General features: G+C 61.9%; 17 protein-coding genes and 1 tRNA gene. 4 read left to right on the top strand and 14 right to left on the bottom strand.

Annotated elements, in window-relative coordinates:
- Positions 1–48: 48 nt before the first annotated feature.
- Entirely contained in the window at positions 49–1,542 is a 1,494-nt protein-coding gene (tig, locus tag ACSQ3G_RS06910; RefSeq protein WP_436111679.1) for a trigger factor, read from the bottom strand.
- Between the two features lie 162 nt (positions 1,543–1,704).
- Positions 1,705–1,789: transfer RNA gene (locus tag ACSQ3G_RS06905), tRNA-Leu, on the bottom strand.
- Between the two features lie 729 nt (positions 1,790–2,518).
- Between ACSQ3G_RS06905 and ACSQ3G_RS06900 the strand changes: the two genes are divergently transcribed.
- The 3 genes from ACSQ3G_RS06900 to trmFO all read left to right on the top strand — a co-directional run bounded on the left by ACSQ3G_RS06900 (position 2,519) and on the right by trmFO (position 4,632).
- Positions 2,519–2,665 carry a DUF1127 domain-containing protein gene (locus ACSQ3G_RS06900; RefSeq protein WP_080951229.1) on the top strand — a complete coding sequence of 49 codons (147 nt, stop codon included), beginning with the start codon at positions 2,519–2,521 and terminating at the stop codon, positions 2,663–2,665.
- 250 nt (positions 2,666–2,915) lie between these two features.
- Complete coding sequence (locus ACSQ3G_RS06895) at positions 2,916–3,059, top strand: DUF1127 domain-containing protein (RefSeq protein WP_007762204.1); 144 nt, start codon at positions 2,916–2,918, stop codon at positions 3,057–3,059.
- Between the two features lie 148 nt (positions 3,060–3,207).
- Positions 3,208–4,632, top strand: coding sequence for a methylenetetrahydrofolate--tRNA-(uracil(54)-C(5))-methyltransferase (FADH(2)-oxidizing) TrmFO (trmFO, locus tag ACSQ3G_RS06890; protein ID WP_436109493.1), 1,425 nt, complete (start codon positions 3,208–3,210; stop codon positions 4,630–4,632).
- Here the strand turns inward: trmFO and ACSQ3G_RS06885 are convergent.
- From ACSQ3G_RS06885 to yajC, 4 genes are all read right to left on the bottom strand, one after another.
- The gene (locus tag ACSQ3G_RS06885) at positions 4,610–5,062 is read right to left on the bottom strand and encodes a BRCT domain-containing protein (RefSeq protein WP_046668053.1); all 453 of its coding nucleotides are present in this window, start codon (positions 5,060–5,062) and stop codon (positions 4,610–4,612) included. The two genes, trmFO and ACSQ3G_RS06885, sit on opposite strands and share 23 nt — an antisense overlap.
- Before the next feature lie 118 nt (positions 5,063–5,180).
- On the bottom strand, positions 5,181–6,035 hold the full coding sequence (locus ACSQ3G_RS06880; RefSeq protein WP_436109492.1) for a phytoene/squalene synthase family protein: 855 nt from the start codon (positions 6,033–6,035) through the stop codon (positions 5,181–5,183).
- Between the two features lie 3 nt (positions 6,036–6,038).
- Positions 6,039–6,425 carry an Mth938-like domain-containing protein gene (locus ACSQ3G_RS06875; protein WP_436109491.1) on the bottom strand — a complete coding sequence of 129 codons (387 nt, stop codon included), beginning with the start codon at positions 6,423–6,425 and terminating at the stop codon, positions 6,039–6,041.
- 97 nt (positions 6,426–6,522) lie between these two features.
- A complete protein-coding gene (gene yajC, locus ACSQ3G_RS06870) occupies positions 6,523–6,891 on the bottom strand; it encodes a preprotein translocase subunit YajC (RefSeq protein WP_436109490.1) in 369 nt (122 codons plus the stop codon).
- A 196-nt stretch (positions 6,892–7,087) separates the two neighbouring features.
- Here yajC and ACSQ3G_RS06865 point away from each other — a divergent pair, with 196 nt between their 5' ends.
- A complete protein-coding gene (locus ACSQ3G_RS06865; protein WP_436109489.1) occupies positions 7,088–7,960 on the top strand; it encodes an ATP-binding protein in 873 nt (290 codons plus the stop codon).
- A 73-nt stretch (positions 7,961–8,033) separates the two neighbouring features.
- Here the strand turns inward: ACSQ3G_RS06865 and ACSQ3G_RS06860 are convergent, their stop codons facing one another.
- The 8 genes from ACSQ3G_RS06860 to scpB form a co-directional block, all read right to left on the bottom strand.
- The gene (locus tag ACSQ3G_RS06860) at positions 8,034–9,653 is read right to left on the bottom strand and encodes a peptidoglycan DD-metalloendopeptidase family protein (protein ID WP_436109488.1); all 1,620 of its coding nucleotides are present in this window, start codon (positions 9,651–9,653) and stop codon (positions 8,034–8,036) included.
- 147 nt (positions 9,654–9,800) lie between these two features.
- On the bottom strand, positions 9,801–10,439 hold the full coding sequence (locus ACSQ3G_RS06855; protein ID WP_436109487.1) for a protein-L-isoaspartate(D-aspartate) O-methyltransferase: 639 nt from the start codon (positions 10,437–10,439) through the stop codon (positions 9,801–9,803).
- Between the two features lie 8 nt (positions 10,440–10,447).
- Positions 10,448–11,218: a 5'/3'-nucleotidase SurE gene (surE, locus tag ACSQ3G_RS06850; RefSeq protein WP_436109486.1), complete on the bottom strand. Its 771-nt coding sequence runs from the start codon at positions 11,216–11,218 to the stop codon at positions 10,448–10,450.
- Positions 11,218–12,501 carry a serine--tRNA ligase gene (gene serS / locus ACSQ3G_RS06845; RefSeq protein ID WP_105401182.1) on the bottom strand — a complete coding sequence of 428 codons (1,284 nt, stop codon included), beginning with the start codon at positions 12,499–12,501 and terminating at the stop codon, positions 11,218–11,220. Before serS ends, surE begins: the two co-directional genes overlap by 1 nt.
- Before the next feature lie 55 nt (positions 12,502–12,556).
- Complete coding sequence (tatC, locus tag ACSQ3G_RS06840; RefSeq protein ID WP_046608994.1) at positions 12,557–13,381, bottom strand: twin-arginine translocase subunit TatC; 825 nt, start codon at positions 13,379–13,381, stop codon at positions 12,557–12,559.
- Positions 13,378–14,100, bottom strand: coding sequence for a Sec-independent protein translocase protein TatB (tatB, locus tag ACSQ3G_RS06835; RefSeq protein WP_436109485.1), 723 nt, complete (start codon positions 14,098–14,100; stop codon positions 13,378–13,380). Before tatB ends, tatC begins: the two co-directional genes overlap by 4 nt.
- 33 nt (positions 14,101–14,133) lie before the next feature.
- Positions 14,134–14,358: a twin-arginine translocase TatA/TatE family subunit gene (locus ACSQ3G_RS06830; protein ID WP_037084545.1), complete on the bottom strand. Its 225-nt coding sequence runs from the start codon at positions 14,356–14,358 to the stop codon at positions 14,134–14,136.
- Between the two features lie 698 nt (positions 14,359–15,056).
- The gene (scpB, locus tag ACSQ3G_RS06825) at positions 15,057–15,749 is read right to left on the bottom strand and encodes an SMC-Scp complex subunit ScpB (protein WP_436111678.1); all 693 of its coding nucleotides are present in this window, start codon (positions 15,747–15,749) and stop codon (positions 15,057–15,059) included.
- Positions 15,750–15,768: the final 19 nt, after the last annotated feature.

Here is a 15,768-nt window from a genome sequence, read left to right as displayed (position 1 = left end):
AAGCCGGGTCGTCGCCGACCCGGCTTTTCTATCCAATCAATGCGAAGGTTATTCGGCGCTGTCTTCAGCGGCCTTCTTCTTCGGAGCAGCCTTCTTCTTCGGAGCGGCGTCTTCGCCTTCGGCGGCTTCATCAGCAGCCTCAGCCTTCGCAGCTTTCTTCGGAGCGGCCTTCTTCTTGGCCGGCTTTTCAGTGCCTTCCGAGCCTTCCTCGTCTTCAGCCATCAGCTCTTCCTTGGTCACGACCTTGTCGGTGACCTTGATCTCGGAGAGCAGCTTGTCGACGACCTTCTCTTCGAAGATCGGCGCGCGCAGCGAGGCGGAAGCGCCGGGGGTGTTGCGGAAGAAATCGAGGATTTCCTTCTGCTGGCCCGGGAACTGCTGGAGCTGCGCATAAAGGGCGCGCTGCATTTCTTCCTCGGTTACTTCGACACCGGCCTGTTCGCCGATTTCGGAGAGAACCAGGCCGAGACGAACGCGGCGCTCAGCCAGCTTGCGGTATTCGACGCGTGCGTCTTCCTCGGTCGTCTCTTCGTCTTCGAAGGTCTTGCCGGACTGCTGCAGGTCGGTGTTGATCTGGCGCCAGATGTTGTCGAACTCGGCGTCGACGAGGCCCTGCGGGGTGTCGAACTGGTACATGCCGTCGAGCTGGTCGAGGATCTGACGCTTGACCTTCTGGCGGGTGACGTTGCCGTACTGGCTTTCGATCTGGCCGCGGACGATCTCCTTCAGGCGATCGACGGATTCGATGCCGAGCTTGGAGGCGAGTTCGTCGTTGATCTCGAGTGCGGCCGGAGCTGCGACTTCCTTGACGGTGACGTCGAAGGTGGCTTCCTTGCCGGCAAGGTTCGCGGCCGGATATTCGGCCGGGAAGGTCACGGTGATGGTCTTGTCTTCACCGGCCTTGACGCCGACGAGCTGGTCTTCGAAGCCCGGGATGAAGCGGCCGGAGCCGAGAACCAGTTCGGCATCTTCGGCCGTGCCGCCGTCGAAGGCAACGCCGTCGACCTTGCCGAGATAGTTCATGGTGACGCGGTCGCCATCGGCAGCCTTGCCCTTCTTGGTCTCGAAGGTGCGGGCGCTCTCGGCGATCTTCTCGATCTGCTCGTTGACTTCGTCTTCGGTGACTTCGACGACTTCACGAATGACGGAAAGGCCGTCGGTCGGCTGCAGTTCGATCTCCGGGATGACTTCGTAGGAGAGCGTGAATTCGAAATCGACCTCGGCGTTGAGGATCTTTTCGGCTTCGTTCTCGTCCTCGGTCATGGCGACCGACGGCTGGGTCGCCGACTTCTCGCCGCGGTCGGTGAGGATTTCGGTCGGACGTTCGCGGACGATCTCGTTGACGAGATCCGCCATGATCGACTTGCCGTACATCTTCTTCAGATGGGCGATCGGCACCTTGCCCGGACGGAAACCGTTGATGCGGACCTTGTCCTTGGCGTCGGCGAGGCGCACGTTCAGCTGCGCTTCCATATCCCGCTTGGGGATAACGACCTTGATTTCGCGCTTCAGCCCTTCAGCGAGCGTTTCGGTAACCTGCATTTTCATACCTTCATATCGTGGCGGCGGTGCTCAGACAGCCGTTGGTTTCAATGAGCACATCGCCGGAACTTTGAGAGACCGGCCGCGGCTTCAAGGAGCGCCGATCCTTTAGCCAGAACCGGCTCGGACCGCACTCCTGGCGGTTTTGATGCGGGGCGGTTCTGGTGCGGGTAGAGAGACTTGAACTCCCACGCCTTGCGGCACCAGAACCTAAATCTGGCGTGTCTACCAATTTCACCATACCCGCGCCCCAGCCGCGTCGAAAATCCTCGTCGCACAAGGCCTTCCGGAGCGCGCGTCTCTATATCACCCGTTTCGGCGCACGCAAAGGGAAAATGACGCTTTTTTGGCAGCTCCGAGAAACCGCGGTGGATAGGCGAATTTGCGCCTGCCGCACCCGGCCGAACCGGAGATTATCCGGGTATTTAACTTTTTATTAAATTCTAATGTGTACATTGGAATCAACGGCGACGTGAGCCATGCAATAACCGCATGCCATCCATACAGATATTGCACTGCACAATTTCGCTGCAATCTCATAATATGCAAATACGGAGATTGATTGAAGGTTTCGGTCTCTCTGGTTTGGACGGCTTGGCGCCCGCCCTGAACGATGCAGATGCCCTCGGGAAGTCTCCCGTGACAGGAATTCGAGCCGCGCACTCCTCCTCCCAGCGCGGGCTTGATGGGACTGGCGATCCTCCTCCTCCCAAATCGCCAGTCGTTACAAATGACGCCCACCGGACCTCCTCCCCCGGTGGGCGTTATTTTTTGTCCTGCAGCACGCGATCTGCCCAAAACCAGCGCAAAATTTCAGCACTCCTGCATGGTAAAAGAACTCGTAATGCGCCAGATGCATAGGTGGCATTCCGAATAGGCGCTGTTACTTTTTTGCAGCGCAGCATATATTACCGGTCATGAGATTGAAGTCAGCGCCGAACGGGCCGCTGGCAAGGGCCTAGAAAGGGACAAGATCATGAACATCGCACAGAAGCTCACCACCTGGCGCAAGTACCGCGAAACCGTCAACGAGCTCGGCCGCATGAGCGACCGCGAACTCAACGACCTCGGCATCGGCCGCGCGGATATCCGCCGCGTTGCCCGGTCTGCCGTCGGCTTCTAAGCCTCGCACAGACATTGCTGCACCATCCAAAAGCGCTTCCTTCGGGAGGCGCTTTTTCTTTTTGTTCATGGAATTCAAGGCCTAAAATTCCTGCCTGATTTTCGACCTGCGCCACAAATTTCAGCGATCTCTTGCACATTTGCATGGCAGTCGCACATTTTTTGCACTGCACATTCTTATTATGCGGATGTATAAGACCCTCATCGCTGATGACGACAGAGCATCAGGAAAAGATCTTGAGGAAACAACCATGAACCCGATCCGTATCGCCAAGAACTGGATCAGCTACCGCCGCACGATGAACGAGCTTGGAAATCTTTCGAGCCAGGCCCTCAGCGACATCGGTCTGACCCGCTACGACATCCGCCACATCGCGGCTCGCTCTTTCCGCTAATCCGCTGCTCGCAGGCGGACCCGCACGGCACGAGGCCGTTGCGGCGAGGATAAAGCGGTCCGAGAGGACATCCAAGGACGTATCAAAGGCACCTTCTCGGGTGCCTTTTTGATTCCGGTCCGGCAAATGGCGTGATAATGAGCCGGCCATGAGCAATATTTCCACTTCCCCCACCTCTCCTGCTGCCATCCATGTCGTCGGCGGCGGCCTCGCAGGTTCCGAAGCCGCCTGGCAGATCGCTTCGGCCGGCGTGCCGGTGATTCTCCATGAAATGCGCGGCGTGCGCGGCACCGATGCCCACAAGACAGACGGACTTGCCGAACTCGTCTGCTCGAACTCCTTCCGCTCCGACGATGCGACGGCGAATGCCGTCGGCGTCATCCATGCGGAGATGCGGCTTGCCGGTTCGCTGATCATGACATGTGCCGACAGGCACCAGGTACCGGCCGGCGGAGCGCTTGCCGTCGACCGCGACGGATTTTCGGACGCGGTCACCGAAGCGATCGGAAGCCACCCGCTCATCACCGTCGTGCGCGAGGAGGTCCAGGGCCTGCCGCCGAAGGAATGGGATCTGGCGATCATCGCCACCGGTCCCCTCACCTCGCCGGCGCTTGCAGCCGCGATCCAGGCGGAAACGGGAGAGGATCAACTCGCCTTCTTCGACGCCATCGCGCCGATCGTGCACCGTGATTCGATCGACATGAATATCTGCTGGTACCAGTCGCGCTACGACAAGGTCGGCCCCGGCGGCACGGGCAAGGACTATATCAACTGCCCGATGGACGAGGCGCAATACAACGCCTTCGTCGATGCGCTGATCGCCGGCGACTCGGTCGGTTTCAAGGAATGGGAAGGCACGCCCTATTTCGACGGCTGCCTGCCGATCGAAGTGATGGCCGAACGCGGCCGCGAAACGCTGCGTCATGGGCCGATGAAGCCGATGGGTCTCACCAATTCCCATAACCCGACCGTCAAGGCCTATGCGGTCGCGCAGCTCCGGCAGGACAACGCGCTCGGCACGCTCTACAACATGGTCGGCTTCCAGACGAAGCTGAAATACGGTGCCCAGGCGGACATTTTCCGGATGATTCCCGGCTTGCAGAATGCCGAGTTCGCAAGGCTCGGCGGCCTGCACCGTAACACCTACATCCACTCGCCCGTGCTGCTCGACAAGAGCCTGACGCTGAAAAGCCGGCCAGGCCTGCGATTCGCCGGCCAGATCACCGGTTGCGAAGGTTATGTGGAAAGTGCGGCCATCGGGCTTCTCGCCGGCCGTTTCGCGGCTGCCGAACGCAAGGGCGAAACGCTCCCGGCACCGCCGGCGACGACCGCTCTAGGCTCGCTGCTCGGCCATATCACGGGCGGACATCTGGTTTCGGAGGACGAGCCGGGCAAGCGTTCGTTCCAGCCGATGAACGTCAACTTCGGGCTGTTTCCTGAGCTGGAGCCGGGATCGATCGTCAAGCCGGAGGGCGTCAAGCGTTTCCGCGGCAAGGACAAGACGGTGATGAAGCGGCAGCTGCTCTCCGCCCGCGCGCTTCAGGATTGCGCTAGTTGGCTCGGTCGGGGCTGACATCCCCGGAAGGCGTCCCCGGCTTTTCCTCCAGATCGCGATCGGCAACGCTGACATAGTTGTCGAGCAGCCAGAGGGCCACTTCGGCTGCCTCCTTTTCCGTCGAGAAGAGATAGGTGCCGTTCTGCGTCGATGCGTCCAGAAATTCGACGGTGAACCCCTTGGCGTTCGGCAATGGGGTCACGCGTACCCGGCCAGGCTCGATCAGAAAGCAGGCGTAGTGATTGCGGTGGCTGCGCATGAAGCCGGCCTTGTTGTCGTGCAGGCGCACGAAGATGGCGTCGCCCTTGGCCGTCACATGCAGGCTGCGGATGGCCTCATTGGGAAAGGCACGGCCGAACTCGAGGATAGCCATCCCCGTGTCATGCAGGTTGCCGTCCTTGTCCCTGTCCTTGCCGGACATTCGCGTGACGTAATAGGCAAGCGCCATGAGGAGTACGAAGATGATCGACCAGACGACAACGGGGCTCACACCGCTTCTCCTTATGATGGCGCCGGATTTGTGCTTCGTTCCTTAGCCGGCGAGCCTTGCGCGAATTTGGCGTCCCTCAAAAGCGTCTGGTGACGGAAGCCTTCATGAGCCGCAATTGGCGCCGCCACTGCGGCAGTTGCAGAGCCGAGTCGAGCACCGAGGCACCCGCGCGCACTGCCCGGCGCAGCACTGGTTCGGCGAGCGCCACGGGCAGATAGGCCGGAAAGACCGTTGCGGGGATAGTTCCCGATTTTCTCGCCTTGGCCAGATGCTCCAATCCAAGCCCGGCAAAGGCCTCGATCGCGGCGGAAATGCGCGGTCTGTCCTCGCCGCGCAGAAATGTATCACGGTCGAGCCCGGTCGCCGAGAGAATATCGAGCGGCAGGTAGAGCTGATGACGACGGCGATGGATCGGCATCAGCAGCAGGAAACCGGCGATCGCCTGCGCGACGCCCGCGTGGCCTGCCGCCTCCGCAGATCTTGCCGCATCGGCGGGAGAGAGAATCAGGCTCGCGAGCTGGATCAGTGCGGAAGCGGTCTCGCCGGCATAACCTTCGAGCGCGTTGCGATCGGTCAGCGGATCGTCGTAGAGGTCGAAAATACGCGCCTCGATCATGTCGACGAGCGTCTGGCGCGGCAGGCGATAGGTCTCGACTGCGTCAAGCAGCCCGGCGACGATCGGGTTGCCGGTGCTGTCGCCCGCAGCATTGCCTTCGAGGAGGTCGCGCCACCATTGCAGGCGGATTTCGCCCGGAAGCGGCTCACGCACCACGTCGCGGACACGGGCGATCTCGGCATTGAAGGCATAAAGGGCAGCAAGTGCGCCGCGCTTGTCCTCCGGCGACAGAAGACAGGCGAGATAGCGGTCGCGGTCCGTATCCCTAAGCGTTGCGAGGCAGATGTCGCCGTTCTGTCTGGCTGGATCGGCCATCTGTCAGACGGCAATCAAAGCCGCCGCGACGGCGCGCGATTCGGCCAGCATGATGTTGAAGGTGCGCACGGCGGCACCGGTACTCATCGGGTCGGAGGCGATGCCCTTGGCCTTCAGCGCCGCCTTCACCTCAGCCGGAATGGGCTTGAGATTGGCGCCCGTGCCGACGAGCAACACTTCGATCTCACTGGATTCGCCGAGTACCTTCATCAGGGAAGCGACCGTCAGCGGTTCACCTTCCTGCAGTTCCCAGCCGTGGATACCGGAGGGAAGGCAGAGCAGCGAGCCGCGATGCGACATGTCTGCAAAACGGAAACCGCCATTGCCATAAGCGTCGATCGGAGCACGACCGGGAAAATGGGCGTCGCGGATTTCGATGCCTTTCGCCATGGGTCACATGCCTTCTCGAAGAGGTTGCGAGCCGGAGACCATCCGGCTCTTTGAGTTCAAGGCCCTGCAGCAGACAGGGCCCAGTATCGGCGAAGCTTTAGGAAACGGTTCCGGTCTTTGCAGGTTCGGTCTTGACCGGCTCGCCCTTGACGCGGACTTCGGCGATATAGGCGCGCATGGCGCGGATCTTTACGCCTTCGGCGATTTCAACTTCCACTTCGGTGTCGTCGACAACCTTGGTCACCTTGCCGGTTATGCCGCCACCAAGAACGACCTGATCGCCGCGACGAATGTTGGACAGCGTCTCCTGGCGCTTCTTGGCGTTGGCGCGCTGCGGACGGATCAGGAAGAAATACCAGACCACCATCAGCGGCGCGAACAGGAAGAGCATCTCAAGGCCGGAGCCGAACGCGGAGGCTCCCGGTGCTGCGGCTGGGGCCTGGGCGAATGCTTCGGTAATGAACATCGAAAACTCCTAAGATTACCGGAGACGCCGGGCCCCCGTTTCAAGCCGCCGGAATATAGTTGCGATAGGCCGGAATGCAACAGAAACACGCCAGCCGGCGTACCGAATCCACGGCTCTCAGGCTTTTGATGCACTAACGAGCATGTTACCGCAGCCAAAAGGCTCAAAAACTCGCCGACGCGACCGGAGAAATACCATGAGCAACGACATCAATACCCTGATCCTGACCGAGATCCGCAGGCTTGCGGATGCGCTGGAGCGGCTCGCCGGTCCTCCACCCGCCATCAACGACTGGAACGCTGCCGACTGCTTCGTCTGGGTACCGGCCAACCAGCGCCTTCAACCGGTGCCGCGTCCGAACCGCGTCGCCCTGACGCTGATCCGGGGCGTCGACCATGTCCGCGATATCCTGCACGAAAACACTCTGCGGTTTGCTGAAGGCTTTGCAGCCAACAACGTGCTGCTCTGGGGCGCCCGCGGCATGGGCAAGTCCTCGCTGGTCAAGGCCGTGCACGAGGACGTGCGCGCCGCGACTGCGATCTTGCTGAAACTCGTCGAAGTGCACCGCGAGGATATCGCCTCGCTCCCTGCCCTGCTCGATATCCTCAAGGCTTCCGGCCAGCGCGTCATCGTCTTCTGCGACGATCTCTCGTTCGATCATGACGATACCGCCTACAAATCACTAAAGGCGGCACTCGACGGCGGCATCGAAGGCCGGCCCGACAACGTTCTGTTCTACGCGACATCCAACCGCCGCCATCTCCTGCCGCGCCATATGATGGAGAACGAGCAGTCGACGGCGATCAACCCGTCCGAGGCTGTCGAGGAAAAGGTGTCGCTGTCGGATCGGTTCGGCCTGTGGCTCGGCTTCCACAAATGCAGCCAGGACGACTACCTGACGATGATCGACGGATATGCCGAGTATTTCGAGCTTGGCCTCGACCAGCAGACGCTGCACCACGAGGCGCTCGAATGGGCGACCACCCGCGGCGGGCGTTCAGGCCGCGTCGCCTGGCAATATATCCAGGATCTTGGCGGGCGGCTGAGGAAGCCACTCTCCCGAGATTGAAACCTGGAAAAGCACTGAGAACGCAAAAAGCCCGGCACTGCCGGGCTTTTCTCCGTCCCCTGAAACGCACTACTTATTCAAGGAAGGTAATCGGGTTGACCGGGGTCGCGTCCTTGCGGACTTCGAAATGGACCTGCGGGCGTTTCGCGTCGCCGCTCATGCCGGAGGCGGCGACCGTCTGGCCGCGGGTGATCTTCTGCCCGCGCGTGACGTTGATGCTGCCGGCATGGCCGTAGACGGTGACCTTGCCGTCGTCGTGACGGACGAGAACCGTGTTGCCGAGCTGCTTCAGGCCGTTGCCCGCATAGATGACAACGCCGTTTTCAGCCGCCTTGATCGGCGTGCCTTCCGGAACCGAGATGTCGATGCCGTCATTGCGGTTGCCGTCGACGTTCTGGCCGTAGCCGGCGATGACCGCGCCGTTGACCGGCCAGCGATACTTGCCGATGCCGGTAGACTGGGGCGCCACGGAAGCGGTGTCCGACTTCTTTTCGACGTCGGCGACCGATGCGTTATCGACGGCAGCCTTGGCTGCGGCCGGTGCCACAGACACCTGGGCAACCTGGGCAGGTGCAGCTGCGGCAGCCGGCTTCGGGGCCGCGGCTGCGGCCTTTTCGACCGGCTTCTGCGGAATGGATGCCGTCTTGACCGGATCGGCTGCCGGAGCGGCCGCGCCGTTTGCCACCTTCAGCGTCTGGCCGATGCGGACGCCGCCCGATGTCAGGTTGTTGGCGGCCTTCAGCTGATCGACCGGCGTGCCGGTTTCACGGGCGATCTTGGTGATCGTGTCGCCCGGCTTGACCACGTAGGTGCCGCCGACCGGCTTGCCGCCCGGAGGCGTCAGCTTGGCTGGTTCGGCCATCGCCTTGTCACGCGCCGGGGTCGGCAGGACGGCGAGTTTCTGATCGGGCTCCCGGGCAGGCGCCGGACCCTTGTTCTGGAGGTCGATCGTGCCGGCGGCGTTTTTCGCCGAATTCTGCGCCGTACCGAAGGTCGGGATAAGGACGGACTGGCCGGCAGCAACGGCGCCGCCGTTTGCCTTCAGGATTTCCTTTTCCGGAACGCCGTAACGCTTGGAAAGCGTCGAAACCGTTTCACCGGGCTTCAGCGTCACCTTGGGAGCGTTGACCGTGGACCAGCCGGACATCGGCTTCGGGGTCGTGCCGGTGACGACATTGTCGGCCTTCAGCGTCGAAGCGGACGGAGCGACAAGCGTGTTGGCAGCCGGCTGGCGGCCCGGGAATGGCTGGGCGAGCGCCTCCTGGCGAGCCGTATCGCGGCCGATCGGGGCGGCGCTACGCTGCGCCGTGGCGCCAGTCGGAGCTGCGAGTTCGGTTCGCTGCACAGCAACGGGAGCGGATGCGGTGCGCGCCGGAGAGGTGTAGCCGCCGGAATTGCCCGGATAGGGCTGAGCCATGGCTGCGTTGCGCGAGCCGTAGTCGTTCTGCGGGATCGGCGGCAGCGCCTGAGCCTGGCCGGAGCCGAGATCTGCCTGCGGGGTCGGTGCACGGCCATAAGCCCCGCCACCCTGTCGCTGCGGAATGGACGCCGTCGTTATGTTGTCGGATTTCGAAAAGAGCCCCGAGAAACGGGTCGCGTCCGAACTGCACCCTGTCGCAGCGCTGGCAAGCAGTGCCGCGACAGCAAATTTGATTACGGATTTTCCGAATTTCGGAGAACTCTTCATACGCATGACTCGCTTACAGATACGCCACCATCGTGAGAGTCATTAAAGCGCGTTAGTCTTACTGCACCGTTAAAGGGCAGGCATTGTCCTAAAATTTTAGGGAAATTGATAACCATGACGGCCGAAACGCCGTCGCGGCATGGAACAAACGGCCTAGAGCGCCGCCGCGATATGCGGAACGATCGGCAAAAAAGGCACCGGGAACAGATCCTCCCGCTCGAATCGGCTGCCGGTCTTGGTGAGGCGCACCATCATGCAGGACTCGCCGTCGGTGAGCGGCGCGACCATCGAACCGCCATGCGTGAGTTGCTCGGCATAGAATCGCGGCAGCGAAGAAAAGGCGGCCGTGACGAAAATGCGGTCGAAAGTGCCCTCGCCCGGCATGCCGTTGCCGCCGTCCGCCTGGCGCACGACGACATTGCGCAGCCCCAGCACATCCATGCGGCCGTGGGCAGCGGTGACCAGGGTGCGATACCGCTCGACGGTCAGCACCCGCTCGGCAATGCGGGCTATGACGGCAGCAGTGAAACCGCTGCCCGTGCCGATTTCGAGCACCCTATGGCCGGGCTTGACCTGAAGGCGATGCAGCAAGCGCACGGCGAGATCCGCGCCTTCCATGAAGGAGCCGCAGTCGATCGGCACGGTACGGCTGGAATAGGCGTCCTCGGCAAGCGATAGCGGCACGAACTGCGAGCGCGGCGTCTGTTCAACAGCGGTCAGCAGATCGAGGTCGGAAATGCCTTCCGACCTGAGGCGCAGCACCAGCGCCGCAAAACCCTCTTTTTCGACCATGCCCGATTTCAATCGGCAGCTCCAAATCCCAGTGCCTTCGCCACACGATCCTGAACCGAATGATCGGTCAGGTCCAGTTTCAGCGGCGTTACGGAGATCTTGTTTTCCTTGAGCGCCTGAATATCGGTGCCCTCGCGGAAATGCCCTTTCCGTTCGCCGAATCGCAGCCAGTAATAAGGCAGACCTCGGCCGTCATTGCGGGCGTCGATCGTCAGGCCGAAATCGAGCTTTCCCTGCGACGTCACTTCGACGCCCTGCACGTCGGCAGGTTCGCAGTTCGGGAAGTTCAGATTGAGGAAAGTGCCGTCCGGCAGGTCCACGTCGATCAGCTTGCGGATGAGGTCCGGGGCATAGGATTCGGCAACTTCCCACGGCGCATAACGACCGTTCTCGCGGCGTACGGCCTGGCTCAATGAAAACGAGCGCACGCCCTGCAGCGTGCCTTCGATGGCGCCGGCGATGGTGCCGGAATAGGTGACGTCATCGGCCATGTTGGCGCCGTCGTTGACGCCGGAAAGTACCAGGTCCGGCCTTTCAGGCAGGATTTCGCGGATACCCATGATAACGCAATCGGTCGGCGTTCCGCGCAACGCAAAGTGCTTGTCGCCAACCTTGCGCAGACGGAGCGGCTCGGAGAGCGTCAGCGAGTGGGCAAGGCCGCTCTGGTCGGTTTCCGGCGCGACGATCCAGACGTCGTCCGAAAGTTTCCGGGCTATGCGCTCGAGAACGGCGAGGCCCTCGGCGTGAATGCCGTCGTCATTGGTCAGGAGTATCCGCATCAGGCCGCCCGCTCGATCTTGGTCAGGCCACCCATATACGGCAGAAGCGCGTCCGGAATTGTGACCGAACCGTCCTCGTTCAGGTAATTTTCCATGACTGCGATCAGGCAGCGGCCGACCGCGACGCCCGAGCCGTTCAGCGTGTGAACGAACTTCAGCGCCTTGTCGTCCTTGGCTCGATAGCGCGCATTCATGCGACGCCCCTGGAAATCGCCGCAGACGGAGCAGGACGAGATTTCACGATAGGTATCCTGACCCGGCAGCCAGACTTCGATGTCATAAGTCTTGCGTGCGCCAAAACCCATATCGCCGGTGCAGAGCGTCATGGTGCGGAAATGCAGGCCGAGGCGCTTCAGCATGTTCTCGGCGCATTCGGTCATCCGTTCGTGCTCGGCGACCGAGCTTTCCTGATCGGTGATCGACACGAGTTCGCACTTCCAGAACTGGTGCTGGCGCAGCATGCCGCGGGTATCGCGACCGGCGGAACCGGCTTCCGAACGGAAGGACGGCGTCAGCGCCGTGAAGCGCAGCGGCAGCTTTTCCTGTTCCAGCATTTCCCCGGCAACGAGGTTGGTGAGCGTCACTTCCGCCGTCGGGATCAGGTAACGGCCATCCGTCGTCTTGAAGAGGTCTTCCTCGAACTTCGGCAACTGGCCGGTGCCGTACATGGCGTCCCCCTTCACCATCAGCGGCGAAGAGACTTCCGTATATCCGTGCTCCGTCGTGTGCATGTCGATCATGAACTGGCCGAGGGCCCGCTCAAGCCTGGCGAGCTGGCCGGTCAGGACCGTGAAACGCGAGCCGGAGAGTTTCGTGGCGCGTTCGAAATCCATCATTCCGAGCGCTTCGCCGATCTCGTAGTGCTCCTTGGCAGCATGGTTCCAGCGCGGCTTTTCGCCGACGACGTGCTTGACCACGTTGTCGTGTTCGTCCTTGCCGACCGGTACGTCGTCGAAGGGCACGTTCGGGATGCGCGACAGGGCGTCTTCGAGGGCCGCAACGGCCTCGCGCTCTTCCTGCTCGGCAAGCGGCATCGTGTCCTTGATCGACCCGACTTCGGCCTTCAGCCTTTCGGCGAGCTCGGAATTCTTCTGTCCGAGTGCAATGCCGATCTCCTTGGAGGCGGCGTTACGGCGGGACTGCATGTCCTGAAGCTTCTGGATGACGGAACGGCGCTTGTCGTCCAGCGCCAGGAGGGTTGCCGCCATGGGCTCTGCGCCGCGCTTGCTGAGCGCCGCATCCAAAGCCCCTTCGTTTTCACGGATCCACTTGATATCGAGCATCTTGCCTTGCCTTTAGAGCGGAACGTCGCGGACTCGCAAGGCAGGCCGGAAGGCTTCAGGCCTTGTCCGTCTCCGCAACATCCGAAGGTTCCTGCTCAGAAAGCTTGTCCTCGGCACGTTTGCGCTCGACGAGTCGCGCGGCGTAGATGGAAATCTCGTAGAGAAGGATGGTCGGCAGTGCAAGACCGATCTGGGACATCGGATCGGGCGGGGTCAGCACGGCTGCGACCACGAAGGCCAGCACGATCGCGTATTTGCGCTTCTCCCGCAGCCAGTCGCTGGAGAGGATGCCGACGCGGGCGAGCAGCGTGGTGACGACCGGAAGCTGGAATACCAGCCCGAAAGACAGGACCAGCGTCATGATCAGGCTCAGATATTCCGAGACCCGCGGCAGAAGCGAGATGCCGACTTCACCTTCGGTCGGCGCCTGCTGCATGGCGAGGAAGAACCACATGACCATGGGAGTGAAGAAGAAATAGACCAGCGCGCCGCCCATCAGGAAGAGGACCGGCGAAGCGACCAGGAACGGCAGGAAGGCAGCCCGCTCGTTCTTGTAAAGCCCAGGCGCCACGAACTTGTAGATCTGCGACGCGATCACCGGGAAGGCGATCACCAGCGCCCCGAACATCGCCACCTTCACCTGGGTGAAGAAGAATTCCTGCGGCGCGGTGTAAATCAGCTCGGACTTGGCAAGATCGAGGCCGGCCCAGAGGACAGCCCATTTGTAAGGAACGACAAGCAGGTTGAAGAGCTGCTTGGCGAAGAAGAAGCAGACGACAAACGCGACGAAAAAGGCGCCGATCGACCACATCAGCCGGGTGCGCAGTTCCATCAGATGCTCGATGAGCGGCTGCGGCTTGTCTTCGATATCACCGCTCATGCGTCGTCCTTCGGGGTATCGGCCTTTTTCGGCGTGCGCTTGCGGGCCGGAGCCTTGGCGATCGCCTCATCCACAGCCTGGGCAACAGGCGCCGGTTTTGCCGCCGCGCGAGGGCGTTTCGGTTTTTCGACAATAGCGGCCGGGGCAACCGGAGCCGCGGCGGTCTCGACGACGGGTTTTGCCCTGGCGGCGGTCTTGCGGACCGGCTTCGGCTTTTCCACGACGGTTGCCGCAGCCGCTGCCTCAGGTGAGGCAGGCGCGGACTGGGCCGGAGCCGGGACTGGCGCAGGTGTCGAAGATGGAGGCGCTGCCGACGGGAAGTTTGCGGGAACCTCCGGAGCGGCGTCGATGCTCGACGTGCCCTCGACAGCCTGCTGGGCCTCGATATCGGTCTCGGCTACGGCCGGCGTCGGCATCTGCGTCGCCTTCTGCAGGTCGGCGCGGATTTCCTGACCCATCTGCCGGAGCGGGTTGATCGCATCCCTCAGCGCGTTCGTCGGGTTCAGCCGCTGCGCATCCGAAATCGTCTTGCGCACGTCGTCGAGTTCCGACTCCTTCAGCGCCTCGTCGAATTGCGAGCGGAAATCCCCGGCCATCTTGCGCAGATTGGTCGTCATCTTGCCAAAGGCCCTGAGCATGGGCGGCAAATCCTTCGGACCAACCACGACGATCAACACGATCGCAATGACGAGAAGCTCGGTCCAGCCGATATCTAACATTCAACGAGGCTCCTGGAACCCGCCACTCGGCCATTACGACCGGGTGGTTTCCTTGGCCTCTTCAGCCTTGAGATCAACGGTCTTCGTCGTGGTCGTCGCGCCGTTCGCCTCCGGGGCGTCCTCGTCGCTCATGCCCTTCTTGAAGCTCTTGATGCCCTTGGCGAAATCGCCCATCAGTTCCGGAATCTTGCCGCGTCCAAAGAGAACGAGCACGATGACCAGAACGATCAGCCAATGCCACACACTGAAAGAACCCATAAGTCCAACTCCATTAGTACCGTTTCATCGATGTAAGCTCTTTATGATGCTTTTTCAAACACCAAAATGTCGTCAGTGGACACCTTATCGAGACGTCCTTAACCCTGCACGACAACTCGTCGGCGCGGATCCGTCACTGCCCGGCTGACTGGCCCCGCGAACCGCGAACTTCTGGGATTCCAGGCCGCCGAGGGGAACCTCCCCACAGGATTCCCGCCGCAAGCTGCGCGCCTTCGGGCACGCTACCACACTGTCCAGCCGGACCGCGGCCGAAGCCACCGGCGGTCACGATTGTGGGCGGCATAACAAGCGCGGCGTCTTTCACCACATCGCCGAACCAGCTGATTTCCATGAGGAAACGAGCGACGACAAATGAGAAGGTGAACGATAGCACCCGTCCGATCTATCGACCTGCACCTGAAGGACATCCTTCAAAAAGTGCGATTGGTCTGCCACCCGCATCGCTTCTTCGGCATCGTGGCTGACTGTGATCGCCGTCGCGACACTCTCACCAGGGTCGCCGGCGGTTCGGCTCGGATAATCTCCTCTAGCCGAGAAACGAGGCCGGAAAAGGGCTCTTCCGTCAAAAAATGACCTGCATCAGGAGCCCGCGTGAGCCACGTGACGCCATGTCTGCCGCAGGGAGCGTGAGGTGCGACAGACCGACGCGTCCCGAGGGCGCGACCGCTCCGGCGAAATCACTCTTCCGCTTCGCCGCCCGGCGTCAGGAGGCCAAGTTCCTCGAGGTCGAGTTGCGTGATCGGGTCCTCGTCCTCGGAAAGATCGTCGACATTGAGCGGGACGGGTATCGCAAAGCCCGGCGGGATGCGGCCGGAAAGCAGACCGGCGCCCTTCAATTCTTCGAGACCGGGAAGATCGCGCAGTTCCTCCAGGCCGAAATGGTCGAGGAAATCAGGCGTCGTGGCGAGCGTCACCGGCCGTCCCGGCGTGCGGCGGCGGCCGCGGAAGCGGACCCAGCCCGCTTCCATCAGCACGTCCAGCGTGCCCCTGGACGTCTGCACACCGCGAATCTCCTCGATCTCGGCGCGGGTGACGGGCTGGTGATAGGCAATGATGGCCAGCACTTCGAGTGCGGCACGCGACAGCTTCTTCGTCTCGTTGTCTTCGTTACGGATGACGAAGGAGAGATCGGCGGCGGTGCGGAAGGCCCAGCGGTCGCCGGTCCGGATCAGATTGACGCCGCGCGGCGCATAGACCTCCGCCAGTCCCTGCATGACCGCATTTACGTTGGTGCCGCGCGGCAGGCGCTCGGCCAGAAACGCCTCAGAGACCGGCTCGGCCGAGGCGAAGACCAGCGCTTCCGCGATCCGCTCGACTTCCGCCGACGAGAAGGATGGGAGCTCCGCCTCTTCTTCCGCAGCGATCGGCAGATCGTCGTCCTCTTGCGGC

This window comes from Neorhizobium tomejilense (assembly GCF_964254135.1).
In the GTDB taxonomy this organism is placed as follows: Bacteria; Pseudomonadota; Alphaproteobacteria; order Rhizobiales; family Rhizobiaceae; genus Neorhizobium; species Neorhizobium tomejilense.
This window is presented reverse-complemented; position numbering and strand designations above follow the sequence as displayed.

What these genes read in the sequence shown, in the direction of transcription:
- tig (WP_436111679.1), bottom strand. Translation starts at nt 1,542, where the DNA reads ATGCAGGTTACCGAAACGCTCGCTGAAGGGCTGAAGCGCGAAATCAAG.
- ACSQ3G_RS06900 (WP_080951229.1), top strand. Translation starts at nt 2,519, where the DNA reads ATGAACATCGCACAGAAGCTCACCACCTGGCGCAAGTACCGCGAAACC.
- ACSQ3G_RS06895 (WP_007762204.1), top strand. Translation starts at nt 2,916, where the DNA reads ATGAACCCGATCCGTATCGCCAAGAACTGGATCAGCTACCGCCGCACG.
- trmFO (WP_436109493.1), top strand. Translation starts at nt 3,208, where the DNA reads ATGAGCAATATTTCCACTTCCCCCACCTCTCCTGCTGCCATCCATGTC.
- ACSQ3G_RS06885 (WP_046668053.1), bottom strand. Translation starts at nt 5,062, where the DNA reads ATGGCGCTTGCCTATTACGTCACGCGAATGTCCGGCAAGGACAGGGAC.
- ACSQ3G_RS06880 (WP_436109492.1), bottom strand. Translation starts at nt 6,035, where the DNA reads ATGGCCGATCCAGCCAGACAGAACGGCGACATCTGCCTCGCAACGCTT.
- ACSQ3G_RS06875 (WP_436109491.1), bottom strand. Translation starts at nt 6,425, where the DNA reads ATGGCGAAAGGCATCGAAATCCGCGACGCCCATTTTCCCGGTCGTGCT.
- yajC (WP_436109490.1), bottom strand. Translation starts at nt 6,891, where the DNA reads ATGTTCATTACCGAAGCATTCGCCCAGGCCCCAGCCGCAGCACCGGGA.
- ACSQ3G_RS06865 (WP_436109489.1), top strand. Translation starts at nt 7,088, where the DNA reads ATGAGCAACGACATCAATACCCTGATCCTGACCGAGATCCGCAGGCTT.
- ACSQ3G_RS06860 (WP_436109488.1), bottom strand. Translation starts at nt 9,653, where the DNA reads ATGCGTATGAAGAGTTCTCCGAAATTCGGAAAATCCGTAATCAAATTT.
- ACSQ3G_RS06855 (WP_436109487.1), bottom strand. Translation starts at nt 10,439, where the DNA reads ATGGTCGAAAAAGAGGGTTTTGCGGCGCTGGTGCTGCGCCTCAGGTCG.
- surE (WP_436109486.1), bottom strand. Translation starts at nt 11,218, where the DNA reads ATGCGGATACTCCTGACCAATGACGACGGCATTCACGCCGAGGGCCTC.
- serS (WP_105401182.1), bottom strand. Translation starts at nt 12,501, where the DNA reads ATGCTCGATATCAAGTGGATCCGTGAAAACGAAGGGGCTTTGGATGCG.
- tatC (WP_046608994.1), bottom strand. Translation starts at nt 13,381, where the DNA reads ATGAGCGGTGATATCGAAGACAAGCCGCAGCCGCTCATCGAGCATCTG.
- tatB (WP_436109485.1), bottom strand. Translation starts at nt 14,100, where the DNA reads ATGTTAGATATCGGCTGGACCGAGCTTCTCGTCATTGCGATCGTGTTG.
- ACSQ3G_RS06830 (WP_037084545.1), bottom strand. Translation starts at nt 14,358, where the DNA reads ATGGGTTCTTTCAGTGTGTGGCATTGGCTGATCGTTCTGGTCATCGTG.